This is a genomic window from Sandarakinorhabdus rubra (genome assembly GCF_010994245.1).
In the GTDB taxonomy this organism is placed as follows: domain Bacteria; phylum Pseudomonadota; class Alphaproteobacteria; order Sphingomonadales; family Sphingomonadaceae; genus Sandarakinorhabdus; species Sandarakinorhabdus rubra.
In genome coordinates this window covers 1-11,111 of the sequence record NZ_WMHO01000079.1, presented here as the reverse complement: position 1 = coordinate 11,111, position 11,111 = coordinate 1, and the positions used below count along the sequence as shown (strand labels likewise).

Here is an 11,111-nt window from a genome sequence, read left to right as displayed (position 1 = left end):
GCGGGGCGGTGATCGCGCTGCGCGGTGGCAGTGTGGCGGCGCTGGCGGTGCTGCTGCCCGGTGCCGGGGTGAAGGCGCTGGCCGCCACCGCCATCCTGCAACTGGTATCGCGGCGTCAGCCGTGATCGGGCACGCGCGACGTTGCCCAAGGCTCGCCCATGTCTTCCAGCACCAGTTCAATCACCTCCAGCTGGGCGCGCAGCGCAATGCCCCCGGCGCAGGTGATCACCAGCCAGTCGCCGTCCATCGCCAGAGACAGGATGACGGTGACGGCGTGCGCGTCGGCCGGCCAGCCGGCGCGCTGCACTGCCGCCACCGCCTCGAGGCGCAGGGCGCAGCGGATGCGCGAGGGAGCCGGCGTTTCGCGGCGATAGCGGTTGACCAGCAGCGCCAGCCGCCGTGCCTTGCGGTCGTAGCCGACATCGGCCAGCCTCAGCGTTGCATCCTGCAGCAGCGCCGACACCGTCTCGATGTCGCCGGGCTCCTGGCCCAGCAGGGCCAGCCTAGTCATCGGCGATGCGCCTGATGTCCGCGCCCACGGCCTGGAGCTTTTCCTCCAGCCGATCATAGCCGCGATCGAGGTGATAGATGCGGCTCACCACCGTCTCGCCGTGGGCCGCCAGCCCGGCGAGGACCAGGCTCATCGAGGCACGCAGATCGGTGGCAACCACGGGCGCGCCGTGCAGCGCCGCGACCCCGTTGACCAGCGCCGAACGTCCGCTGACGGTGATGTCAGCGCCCATCCGCACCAGCTCGGGCACGTGGCGGAAGCGATTTTCAAAGATCGTCTCGGTCACCCGCGAACGGCCTCTGGCCAGCAGCAGCATTGCCATCAGCTGCGCCTGCATGTCGGTGGCAAGGCCCGGATAGGGCGCAGTTTCGATCTCGATGCCACGCAGACCATCCCCGCTGGCGACCTTCAGGCCATCCCTGGTTGCCGTGACCATGACTCCAGCGGCCCGCAGGGCATCGATGGTGGCGCCCATGTCGCCGGCGTCTGCCCCGACCAGTTCGACCTCGCCGCCGGTGATCGCCGCGGCGCAGGCATAGGAACCGGCCTCGATACGGTCGGGCATCACGGTGTAGGTGGCCCCGTGCAGATGGGGGACCCCTTCAATCTCGAGGCGGTCGGTGCCGATCCCGTCGATGCGGGCGCCCATTGCCACCAGGCACTTGCACAGATCGATGATCTCGGGCTCACGCGCGGCATTCTCGAGGCAGGAGGAGCCCCGGGCCAGCACGGCGGCCATCAGCGCATTTTCCGTCGCGCCGACGCTGACGATCGGGAAACGGTAGCGGCCACCGCCCAGCCCCCCCTTGGCGGTCGCCTTGATATAGCCGGCGGCGACTTCGATGCTGGCGCCCAGGGCCTGCAGGGCCTGCAGATGCAGATCGATCGGCCGTCCGCCGATGGCGTCGCCACCGGGCAGCCACACGGTGGCTTCGCCGGCGCGGGCCAGCAGCGGCCCGAGCACGAGGAACGAGGCGCGGATCTTCCTGACGATATCGAAGGGCGCAACGGTGGAGGTGATGCGATTGGCGCGCACCGTCATGACCCGGCCGAATTCCTCCGGGCTGGTGCCCTCGATGGTGGTGGACAGCCCATGGTTGTTGAGGAGGTGACCGAAGGTGTCGACGTCGGCCAGCCGGGGCAGGTTCCTGAGGGTCAGCGGCTCATGGGTGAGCAGCGCACACGGCATCAGCGTGAGCGCGGCGTTCTTGGCGCCGGAAATCTGGATACGGCCATTGAGACGGCGGCCACCGCGGATGACGATCTGGTCCATGCCGCTTCATTAGCGCGCACTTGTCGCAGGCGCCACTGGCCGGCGCAGCGACAGCGTATAGACCGCCAGCCCGGCCCAGATGCAGCAAAAGGCCGCCAGCCGCGCCGGATCGAGCACCTCGCCGAACAGCAGCACCGCTTCCAGCAGCACCATGGTGGGCGCCACATATTGCATGAGGCCAAGCGTCGAAAGCTGCAGCCGGCGCGCCGCGATGCCGAACAGCATGAGCGGCACCGCCGTCGCAATGCCGCCCATTGCCAGCGTGAACAGGGTGACGGGCGGCCAGCCAGTGATGCCCTGCGGCGTGCCGGCGATCCAGATCGCGGCGACGGGCGCCAGCATCAGCGTTTCGAGGAACAGCCCGGTGGCGGCATCAACCGCCGCCTTCTTGCGGATGAGGCCATAGACACCGAAGGACAGCGCCAGAGCGATGGCAACCAGCGGCAATGATCCGCGCTCGATGGTGAGCACCGCCACGCCAAGCGCTGCCAACGCGACCGCCAGCCATTGCAGGCGCCCCAGCCGCTCCCCCAGCAGCGCGACGCCGAACAGCACCGAGACCAGCGGGTTGATGAAATAGCCCAGCGAGGTGTCGATTGCATGGCCGGCCAGGATCGCCCAGGTGTAGACCAGCCAGTTGATGGCGATGCAGATGGCCGAGGCAAACAGCAGGGCCAGCAGGCGCGGCTGGCGCATCGCCTCGCGCACCCGGCCCCAGCCCTTCAGCACCGAGATCAGCCCCACCACCACCAGCACCGACCACAATATGCGGTGGGCCAGCACGTCGGCCGCCGGCACGCCCTGCAGCAGCCTGAGATAGAAGGGCAGCACGCCCCAGATCAGATAGGCGCCCATGCCGGCAAAAAAGCCGATGCGGGTTTCAGAAGGCGCGGAGGCAGTCACCGGCCAGCGTTAGACGGCAAATGCGCCGCGCGCCAGCCCCGGTCGGCACATGGCTGCCCTACAGCTTGGGCAGCGTCACGCCCTTCTGGCCCATGTACTTGCCGGCGCGGTCAGCATAGCTGACCTCGCAGGGTTCATTGCCCTTCAGGAACAGGAACTGGCAGGCGCCTTCGTTGGCATAGATTTTTGCCGGCAACGGCGTGGTGTTGGAGAATTCCAGCGTGACATGGCCTTCCCAGCCCGGCTCCAGCGGGGTCACGTTCACGATGATGCCGCAGCGGGCATAGGTGGACTTGCCCAGGCAGATCACCAGCACGTCTCTGGGCACGCGGAAATATTCGACCGTGCGGGCCAGCGCGAAGCTGTTCGGCGGGATCACGCACACGTCGGTCTTGCGGTCGACGAAGCTGTTGGCGCTGAAGTCCTTGGGGTCCACCACCGCCGAATCGACGTTGGTGAAGATCTTGAACTCGTCGGCCACCCTTGCGTCATAGCCATAGCTCGACAGGCCATAGGAGATGCAGCCATCGCGCGTCTGGCGCTCCACGAAGGGTTCGATCATGCCCGTCGATTGGGCCTGCTCGCGGATCCAGCGGTCTGACAGGATGGACATGAGTGGCCCCTAGTGACCTTTTATGTGCAGAACGCAAATGAGGGTGAACAGCCGGCGCGCGGTGTCGAAATCGACCAGTGCGCGGCTTTCCAGCCGTTCCTTGAGCAGTTCGGCAGCATCATTGTGGATGCCGCGGCGCGCCATGTCGATGGTCTCGATCTGCTGCGGGCTGGCCTGGCGGATGGCCTGATAATAGCTGTCGCAGATGGCGAAATATTCCCGGATGGTGCGCCGGAAAGGCGACAAGGCCACCTGGAAGGCATCCACCTCGAGGTCATCGCTGTTCCGCACCGTAACGTCGAGCCGGCCATCCTCCACGCCAAGCAGCAGCTTGTAGGGGCCATGGTGGCCAGCGTCGGCGGCGGCCAGCGGCTTGAACTCGTTGCCTTCGAGCAGGTCGAAGATGGCCACCCGGCGTTCCTGCTCGATGTCGGCATTGCGCCACAGGATGGTGCGCTCATCCAGCTTGATGTCGATCAGGCGGTAATCGACTGTCATGGTGCCACCGCCGGGAAGGCGTTCACCAGGCGCGCCAGCGCATCGCGCACCGGCTGCAGATCCTCGTCCTGCGTCTTGCCCAGTCGCACCACCACCAGGCGCCTCGACGGCACGACGATCACATACTGGCCAAGATGGCCGATGGCGGCAAAGGCATCGGCCGGGCCGGCGCGCCAGAACAGGTCCTCGTCCTTGCCGTCCACCGGCTTGCGATTGAGCCAGAACTGGCCGCCATAACCGGGGTTGGTGGGCGAAGGGGTCGTGACAAACGTCACCCAGTCCGGCCGTACCACCTGCACGCCGGCGACCACGCCGCGATCGAGATACATCTGCCCGAAGGCCGCCCAGTCGCGCGCCGTGGCGTGGCACAGCGAGCCACCATAGAAATTTCCGGCCGGATCGAATTCGCACAGCAGGCTGGCCATGCCGGCCGGTGCCGCCAGGCGTTCGTTGATGAAGGTGCGCACGGCACGGCGGCGCTGGTCGGGCGTCGCCTTCGGGCCAGCCACGAAATCGCTGACGAGGCGCGCCAAAATGTGGCTGGTCAGCGTGTTGTACTGAAAGCGCGTGCCCGGCGGCACCTCGGCGGGTTCGGCCACCGCGGCCTTGTAGATGTCCGCCGACGTGTCGGCGAACAGCGCGCGGTTGGTGTCGGACCGTTCCGGCGCCGGGCCGGCTTCGAGATGCTTCACGCCCGACGCCATGTGCAGAAGCTGGCGCAGGGTGGTCCTGCCGCGCGGGTCATCACGCCATTCCGGCACCGGCGCCGGCGTGTCGAGTTCCAGCCGGCCATCGCCGACCAACTCGCCAATCAGTGTTGCCGTGATCGACTTCGCCATCGACCAGCTGATCAGCCGGGTGCCGGGGCCGATGCCGCTGCCATAGCGTTCATAGAGGCGCTTGCCATCCTGCAGCACGATCAGCGCGCGGGTTTCCGCAAGCGCCGGATCGGTGAAGAAGGCATCGGCCGCCGGCAGGGCGGAGGCCGGGGCGGTGGCCGGGATTCGGGCCGGGGCGGCAACCGGTGCCGTGGGCTGGGCAAGCAGACAAGCGGCCGGCAGCCCCGTGAGGGCCAGCAACAGGCTTGATAGCGCCAAGGTCTTCTTGCACCCTTGCATTGAACCTCTCTGCTAAAGGCCCTGCCCCCATGCTGGCAAGTGAGACACTTGACCCCCAGGTGCCGCCGCCCGCGCCGCCCTCCCCACCGGCGCGGCGGCGCTGGCTGATCTGGGCCCCGGTGCTGCTGCTCTGCCTCGCTGCCGGCGGCTGGCTGGGGTTGCGATATTCCACCACCGGCCGGCAGGCGGCGCTGGCCACCGGCTATATCGCCCATGTCACCTGTTCGTGCCGCTTCGTGGGCGGCCGCGACATGGCCAGTTGCGACACTGATCGCGAACCGGGCACGGAGGCCGTGACGGTGACGGAAGACAGTACGAACCGCGCCATCACCGCGCGCGTGCCGCTGCTGGCCAGCCGCACCGCACGCTTTGATCCCGAATATGGCTGTACGCTCGACCCGCCCTAGAGCCAGCGCCCCTAGAGCCACCCTCTCCAGCGGAAGAAGGCATAGGGCAGGATGGCGACCAGCAGCATGATGGCAAGCGCCATCGGATAGCCCAGGGTCCAGCCCAGTTCAGGCATGTGCGCGAAGTTCATGCCATAGACGCCGGCGACGAGCGTGGGCGGCAGGAACACGAGGCTGGCCACCGAGAAGATCTTCTGCACTGCCGTCTGTTCGATGCTGATCAGGCCCAGTGTTGCATCGAGCAGGAAGGTGAGGTTGGCGCCGATGAAGCTGGCCTGGTCGGTAAGGCTGGCCAGGTCCCGGATCTGGGTCTTGATCTGGGCGGCAAGGCCGGCGTCCTTCGGGGCCGCAAACTGCAGGAACGACAGAGCGCGGGTCAGCGATACCGCCGATTCGCGCGCCTTTGACAACGAATCCTGCGCAGCGCCCAACCGGGTCAGCAGCGCCTGCAGGGCAAGGTTGGAGCGGCGCTGCTGGCGGCCTGCCGCGCTGGGATCGGCGCGGCGGAAGGTGGCGCGGCTGATCGTGTCCACCTCGCGGCCGATATGCTCGATGCCGTCAGCCAGCCGATCGACAATGGTGTCGATCAGCGCCATCAGCGCTCCAAGGGGGCCGCTGCACAGGTCCGGGTTGCGCGTCGCCTGCGCCGCGAAGCGCTCAAAGCTCTTCACCTCCTGATAGCGCACAGTCACCAGGTGGCGCGGGCCGACGACGAAGCTCACCGCGCAGGTTTCGGCATGTTCGGCCATGATGCCGGTGGCCAGCGTGACCGTCATCACGGTGACGCCAGCCTCGATATAGAGCCGGCTGGAGGTCTCGATCTCGGCCATGTCGTCGGCGGTGGGCACGTCGATGCCCAGTGACGCCTCCACCAGCGCCTCCTCGGCCTCGGTGGGGTTGACGAGATCGATCCACACCGCGTCGGCCGGCAACGGCTCGGCGTCGGCCAGCACGCGATTGCCGGTGGCGGTGAACAGGCGCAGCATCAGGCGCGATAGTGGCGAATTTGCAGGCCCAATGTAACCCCTTGGCGCGGCCATGCGAACAGGTGATGATTGCTCATGGCCACCGCTGCTCCACCTGTGCCCGCCGACCAGCCGGCACCTCCTCCGGCGCCCGCGTCACGCCGCGTGCTGCGCCATTCGCTGCTCGTGCGGCTGACGCACTGGACCAATGCGCTGGCCATCTTCTTCCTGCTGATGACCGGGCTCAACATCTTCGGCGCCCACCCGCGCCTTTATTGGGGGCATGCCGGCTCGGTGGACCAGGTGGAGCGGCAATGGCTGCAGATGGGCGCGTCCGGCAGCGCGGCGCGCCTGCGCGGCTGGGTGGACGTGGGCGACCGGCGCTTCGACACGACGGGCCTCCTTGGCGCTTCGGAAAGCCCGAAGGGGGCGCCCAGCATCGTCGCCTTCCCGCATTGGGCGACGCTGCCGGCGATGCGCGATCTCGCGACGGCACGGACCTGGCATTTCTTTTTCGCCTGGGTTCTGATCCTCAATGGGCTGATGTGGCTGGGCTATGGCCTCGTTTCGGGCCGGATCGGGCGGGAAATCCTGCCCAGCCTCGCGCAACTGCGCCCGGCCCACCTGTGGCACGACATCGTGGAGCACGCGAAGCTCAACTTTCCCAAGGGCGAGGCGGCGCTGTCCTATGAAGTGCTGCAGCGCCTGGCCTATGCCGGGGTGGCGCTGGTGCTGATCCCGGTGGTGATCCTCACCGGCATGGCGATGTCGCCGGGGCTGAACGCAGCCTTCCCCTTCCTCGACGCGCTGTGGGGCGGGCGGCAATCGGCGCGATCGGTGCACTTCATCGCCATGGCGGCCATCGCCGGCTTCATGGCGCTGCACCTGGCCCTCGTGCTGCTGTCCGGCCCGGTGCGCCAGATCGGCGCCATGATCACCGGCCGCATGACGATCGGAGGCGGCAAATGATCGCCCGCCGCCAACTGCTGGGCGCACTGCCCGCCGGGCTGCTGCTGTCCGGCTGCGATGCGCTCACCAAGGTCGATACGCTCAAGGCCGTGGTCAAGTCGGGCGAACAGGCGACTTATCGCTGGCAACGCCTCGTTGGCCGCGACGGACTGGCGCGCGAGTTTTCCGCGGCCGATCTGTCGCCGGTGTTCAAAGTCAACGGCACCAGGCGGCCGACCAACTCCGAATGGCAGGCCCTGGAAGCGGGCGGTTTTGCCGACTGGCGGTTGCGCGTGTCGGGGCTGGTCAAAAAGGAACTCGCGCTGTCGATGGCAGATCTGGCCAGCCTGCCGCAGCGCACCCAGATCACCCGGCACGATTGCGTGGAAGGCTGGAGCGCCATCGGCCAGTGGACGGGGCCGCAACTTGCCAACGTGCTGAAGGCCGCCGGTCTGCGGGATGGCGCGCGCTACATCGTCTTCCTGTGCGCCGATGATTATGGCGGCGAGGCCTCCAAGGGCGGGCTGCAATCGTCGAGCCGCTATTATGAAAGCATCGACCTTGTCGACGCCTTCCACCCGCAGACCATATTGGCCCACAGCCTCAACGGCCAGAAGCTGGGCGCCGGCCACGGCGCGCCCCTGCGGCTCAGGGTGGAGCGCCAGCTCGGCTACAAGCAGGCGAAGTATCTGATGCAGATCGTGGTCGCCGACAGCCTGGCACCGTTCGGGCAGGGCAATGGCGGCTACTGGCCAGACCGCGGCTATGAATGGTATGCGGGGATCTGACTTTGGCTGAGCGGGTCCATCGCCCGCCGCATCAATGCTGGTGCGCCGGGGCCGCAAACAGGATCAGTTCGACCCGATCGTTCCCGTCGACATAGGCATCATGGCCGGGCGGAATTTCGAAGAAATCGCCGGGCCTGATCCACGTTTCCATCCCGCTGTCGATCATTCGGACCACCAGCGTTCCGGACAGCGAATAACCGGTGTGATGGGCAGGACAACTGTCGGGGTGACCAAGCAGTGGCTTTTCATCCTTTGCCCAAGTCCAGCCCGGTTCGAAAACCGCATGCATGCCTGTGGAACCGGTGCTCGACATGCCAATGATCCGAATACCGCCAGCCTTCTCCATGTCGAGAACACTGTCGGGCGTGTCGAACCGACGGACTTCAATTGCAGCGGCCATGATTTCATCCCCCTGGTAACCAGTCGGTTCCCGACAACCTGTACGCTCCACTTTTCGGCTATTCGCAACAATATTCGCTCTGGCCGCCTCACGCCGGCGGGATTTCACCCAGCGAGGCCGGGTCGGGCGCATTGAAATCGATGGCGCCGCGGATGATGCTGTCCGCCCCGTCCATCATGTCGCCGCTGCAGATCTGCAGGTCCAGCCGTTCGAGGTCGCGGCGGCGATATTCGGCCTCGATCGCCTCGATTATCGTGTCGGGCGTGCCCAGCACGGCCAGCGCCTCGCGCCCCAGCCTGACCGCGCTGTCCCAGGTCTCGCGCACCACGACGTCTAGGCCCGCCTGGCGCAGGGCAATGGTGTGGGTGCGATCATAGGCCCGCGCGATGATGGGGAGGTCGGGCCATTCGGTGCGGATCGGCGCCAGCACCGCCTTGGGATCCCACTGGCCGTCGTGCGCGAGTACCAGCAGCGCCGCCCGGTCGATCCCGGCGGCGCGCAAGATGTCGAGCCGCGTGCCATCGCCCCAGAACACTGTGTTGCCGAAGCGCGCGGTCACGTCGATCAATTCGGCATCCAGATCGATGGCAGTGATCGCTGCCCCGCGTGCCCGCAGCATCTGGGCGATCACCTGCCCCACCCGGCCGCTGCCGACGAGCACGACATGGCCGCCATGGCCCTGGGTGCCGGCGGTTTCGGGCCCATCGCGGCTGTCATCGCTGGCATCGGGGATGGTGAACAGCCGGCCGGCGAGGCGGAACAGCAAAGGCGTCAGCGCCATCGAGATGGTGACAACGGCGCCGAACAGCTGGGCGGCCGAATGGGTGATGAGGAGGCCGCGCTCCGCCTCGGCAAACAGCACGAAGCCGAACTCGCCGCCCTGGGCGAGCAGCAGACCCATCTTGATGGCGCGACCCCATTCGGTGCCAAAGCCGCGCGCCAACACGGCGATCACGGCGGTCTTCACCGTCATCACCCCCACCACCAGCGCCGCGATCAGGAGCCAGTTGGCGGCGACGACGCCCAGATCAAGGCTCATGCCGATGGCAATGAAGAACAGGCCCAGCATGAGGCCGCGGAACGGCTCGATGTCGGATTCCAGCGCGTGACGATAGGGCGATTCGGCCAGCATCACGCCGGCCACGAAGGCGCCCAACGCCATGGACAGCCCCAGGCTGGCCATGAGCAACGCACTGCCCAGCACGGAGAGCAGCGCGGCGGCCACGAACGCCTCGCGCGCGCCCAGCGTGCCGATGATACGGAACAGGCGCGGCAGCACCCAGCGCCCCACCGCCACCAGGAAGGCGAGCGCGCCCAGCGTTTTCGCCGCCATCACCCAGCCCGGCTCGGGGTTGGCCACCGGCGCGCGGGACAGGGCAGCGATCACGGTCAGGAGAGGCACGATGGCGAGATCCTGGAACAGCAGCATGGCAAAGCTGCGCTCCCCGAACGGGGTCGCCGCCAGTTGGCGCTCGTTCAATAGCTGCATGACCAGCGCGGTGGACGAGAGGCCGAGCGGCAGGCCGACAACCAGCGCGGCTTCCCAGGTGAGGCTGGTCAGCGCCAGGAGCAGCCCGGTGAGGGCCAGCCCGCACAGGATCACCTGCGCCGCGCCAAGGCCGAAAATGTCGCGCCGCAGGGCCCACAACCGCGACGGCTGCAGTTCCAGCCCGATCACGAACAGCAGCAGCACCACGCCGAACTCGGCAAAATGCAGCGTCTGCTCGGCATTGCCGACAAGACCCAGAACGGAGGGGCCGATCAGGATGCCGGCGGCCAGATAACCCAGCACCGCGCCCAGCCGGAAGCGCACGAACAGCGGCACCAGCACCACGGCGGCGGCGAGATAGACCACCACGTCACGCAGCAGCGTGGGCGCGGCCCCGGAGACCTCTGCTGCGTTCAAGCGGCGGCCTGCCCGGCCTCGGCCAACGCCGCCAGCACGGCATCGAGCGGCAGCAGGATCGATGGGTGGCGGGCGCGGTGGGCGCGCGCCGGGGCGAACATGTCCCAGCCCTCGGGCGCCTCGGCCTGCCGGCCAGCGAGGAATTCGGCGAGCGCCTGGCGGGTGCTGGCCACTGCGGCTGCATCCATGCCCGGCACACGCTCCAGGGCCACGGCTGCGGACGCCTGGCCCAGCGTGCAGGCGCGCGACGCATCGAGACCAATCGCGGTGATGGTGCCGCTGGGGCCGAGCTGGATGTCGGCAACGATCTTGCTGCCGCACACCGGGGAGACGCGGGTGGCGCTGCCATCGGCCGCCGCCAGCCGCGCCGGCACTTCGCCGGCCAGCTTCAGGCGCAGGATGGCGGCATTGTAGAGCGTGTCTGACATGGCATGCACTCTACTGGCGCAGCGGCGCCGGCGATAGCGGCGAAACGCCCGAGCCGTGTGGCTCAGGCCGGGCAGCTCAAGCGCGGCGCCAGGTCGTGCCGGCCGGCCCATCCTCGAGGCTGATGCCCTCTGCCGCCAGCTGGTCCCGGATGCGGTCGGACTCGGCCCAGTTCTTCGCCTGGCGGGCGGCGACGCGCGCGGCCACCAGCGCATCGATGCGCGCCGCATCACCATCATGGCTGCCGCGTGCCTCGGCGGCACTGCGGCTGCGTTCGGCGGCCAGTGACGGCAGGCCGAGGAAGCTGAGCGCACCCAGCAGCGCCTCGCGGTCGGCCTCGATGGCGGCAATGGCG

General features: G+C 67.8%; 14 protein-coding genes. 3 read left to right on the top strand and 11 right to left on the bottom strand.

Annotation, left to right across the window (positions count from 1 at the left end):
- Nucleotides 1-115: 115 nt before the first annotated feature.
- From GJV64_RS06855 to GJV64_RS06830, 6 genes are read right to left on the bottom strand one after another with little or no spacing between them, the layout of a single operon-like run.
- The gene (locus GJV64_RS06855) at nucleotides 116-511 is read right to left on the bottom strand and encodes a DUF2948 family protein (protein ID WP_164156523.1); all 396 of its coding nucleotides are present in this window, start codon (nucleotides 509-511) and stop codon (nucleotides 116-118) included.
- Nucleotides 504-1,784 carry a UDP-N-acetylglucosamine 1-carboxyvinyltransferase gene (gene murA, locus GJV64_RS06850; RefSeq protein WP_164156522.1) on the bottom strand — a complete coding sequence of 427 codons (1,281 nt, stop codon included), beginning with the start codon at nucleotides 1,782-1,784 and terminating at the stop codon, nucleotides 504-506. The genes GJV64_RS06855 and murA overlap by 8 nt, the downstream gene beginning before the upstream one ends.
- Before the next feature lie 9 nt (nucleotides 1,785-1,793).
- The gene (rarD, locus tag GJV64_RS06845; protein ID WP_235927635.1) at nucleotides 1,794-2,687 is read right to left on the bottom strand and encodes an EamA family transporter RarD; all 894 of its coding nucleotides are present in this window, start codon (nucleotides 2,685-2,687) and stop codon (nucleotides 1,794-1,796) included.
- 58 nt (nucleotides 2,688-2,745) lie between these two features.
- Complete coding sequence (gene dcd / locus GJV64_RS06840) at nucleotides 2,746-3,300, bottom strand: dCTP deaminase (protein ID WP_164156521.1); 555 nt, start codon at nucleotides 3,298-3,300, stop codon at nucleotides 2,746-2,748.
- 9 nt (nucleotides 3,301-3,309) lie between these two features.
- Nucleotides 3,310-3,798, bottom strand: coding sequence for a UPF0262 family protein (locus GJV64_RS06835; RefSeq protein WP_164156520.1), 489 nt, complete (start codon nucleotides 3,796-3,798; stop codon nucleotides 3,310-3,312).
- Entirely contained in the window at nucleotides 3,795-4,877 is a 1,083-nt protein-coding gene (locus tag GJV64_RS06830) for a serine hydrolase domain-containing protein (protein ID WP_235927634.1), read from the bottom strand. The genes GJV64_RS06835 and GJV64_RS06830 overlap by 4 nt, the downstream gene beginning before the upstream one ends.
- A gap of 68 nt (nucleotides 4,878-4,945) precedes the next feature.
- Between GJV64_RS06830 and GJV64_RS06825 the strand changes: the two genes are divergently transcribed.
- Nucleotides 4,946-5,323 carry a hypothetical protein gene (locus GJV64_RS06825; RefSeq protein WP_235927633.1) on the top strand — a complete coding sequence of 126 codons (378 nt, stop codon included), beginning with the start codon at nucleotides 4,946-4,948 and terminating at the stop codon, nucleotides 5,321-5,323.
- Nucleotides 5,324-5,334: 11 nt separating this feature from the next.
- Here GJV64_RS06825 and GJV64_RS06820 read toward each other — a convergent pair whose 3' ends face one another.
- Complete coding sequence (locus GJV64_RS06820) at nucleotides 5,335-6,309, bottom strand: magnesium transporter CorA family protein (RefSeq protein WP_164156518.1); 975 nt, start codon at nucleotides 6,307-6,309, stop codon at nucleotides 5,335-5,337.
- A gap of 75 nt (nucleotides 6,310-6,384) precedes the next feature.
- On the opposite strand from GJV64_RS06820, the gene GJV64_RS06815 reads away from it, so the two are divergent.
- Complete coding sequence (locus tag GJV64_RS06815) at nucleotides 6,385-7,257, top strand: cytochrome b/b6 domain-containing protein (RefSeq protein ID WP_164156517.1); 873 nt, start codon at nucleotides 6,385-6,387, stop codon at nucleotides 7,255-7,257.
- Nucleotides 7,254-8,024 (top strand): molybdopterin-dependent oxidoreductase, encoded by a 771-nt coding sequence (locus tag GJV64_RS06810; RefSeq protein ID WP_164156516.1) that lies wholly within the window; start codon nucleotides 7,254-7,256, stop codon nucleotides 8,022-8,024. The genes GJV64_RS06815 and GJV64_RS06810 overlap by 4 nt, the downstream gene beginning before the upstream one ends.
- Before the next feature lie 31 nt (nucleotides 8,025-8,055).
- Here GJV64_RS06810 and GJV64_RS06805 read toward each other — a convergent pair whose 3' ends face one another.
- From GJV64_RS06805 to GJV64_RS15470, 4 genes are all read right to left on the bottom strand, one after another.
- On the bottom strand, nucleotides 8,056-8,424 hold the full coding sequence (locus GJV64_RS06805; RefSeq protein ID WP_164156515.1) for a cupin domain-containing protein: 369 nt from the start codon (nucleotides 8,422-8,424) through the stop codon (nucleotides 8,056-8,058).
- An 88-nt stretch (nucleotides 8,425-8,512) separates the two neighbouring features.
- The gene (locus tag GJV64_RS06800; RefSeq protein WP_164156514.1) at nucleotides 8,513-10,330 is read right to left on the bottom strand and encodes a monovalent cation:proton antiporter-2 (CPA2) family protein; all 1,818 of its coding nucleotides are present in this window, start codon (nucleotides 10,328-10,330) and stop codon (nucleotides 8,513-8,515) included.
- Nucleotides 10,327-10,758 (bottom strand): iron-sulfur cluster assembly scaffold protein, encoded by a 432-nt coding sequence (locus tag GJV64_RS06795; protein WP_164156513.1) that lies wholly within the window; start codon nucleotides 10,756-10,758, stop codon nucleotides 10,327-10,329. Before GJV64_RS06795 ends, GJV64_RS06800 begins: the two co-directional genes overlap by 4 nt.
- Before the next feature lie 76 nt (nucleotides 10,759-10,834).
- A partial coding sequence (locus GJV64_RS15470; protein ID WP_456238855.1) for a CysS/YqeB C-terminal domain-containing protein occupies nucleotides 10,835-11,111 on the bottom strand: 277 nt, incomplete at its 5' end.

Excerpts from the sequence above, each read along its gene's own strand:
- GJV64_RS06855 (WP_164156523.1), bottom strand. The coding sequence starts at position 511 with ATGACTAGGCTGGCCCTGCTGGGCCAGGAGCCCGGCGACATCGAGACG.
- murA (WP_164156522.1), bottom strand. The coding sequence starts at position 1,784 with ATGGACCAGATCGTCATCCGCGGTGGCCGCCGTCTCAATGGCCGTATC.
- dcd (WP_164156521.1), bottom strand. The coding sequence starts at position 3,300 with ATGTCCATCCTGTCAGACCGCTGGATCCGCGAGCAGGCCCAATCGACG.
- GJV64_RS06835 (WP_164156520.1), bottom strand. The coding sequence starts at position 3,798 with ATGACAGTCGATTACCGCCTGATCGACATCAAGCTGGATGAGCGCACC.
- GJV64_RS06825 (WP_235927633.1), top strand. The coding sequence starts at position 4,946 with ATGCTGGCAAGTGAGACACTTGACCCCCAGGTGCCGCCGCCCGCGCCG.
- GJV64_RS06820 (WP_164156518.1), bottom strand. The coding sequence starts at position 6,309 with ATGCTGCGCCTGTTCACCGCCACCGGCAATCGCGTGCTGGCCGACGCC.
- GJV64_RS06815 (WP_164156517.1), top strand. The coding sequence starts at position 6,385 with ATGGCCACCGCTGCTCCACCTGTGCCCGCCGACCAGCCGGCACCTCCT.
- GJV64_RS06810 (WP_164156516.1), top strand. The coding sequence starts at position 7,254 with ATGATCGCCCGCCGCCAACTGCTGGGCGCACTGCCCGCCGGGCTGCTG.
- GJV64_RS06805 (WP_164156515.1), bottom strand. The coding sequence starts at position 8,424 with ATGGCCGCTGCAATTGAAGTCCGTCGGTTCGACACGCCCGACAGTGTT.
- GJV64_RS06795 (WP_164156513.1), bottom strand. The coding sequence starts at position 10,758 with ATGTCAGACACGCTCTACAATGCCGCCATCCTGCGCCTGAAGCTGGCC.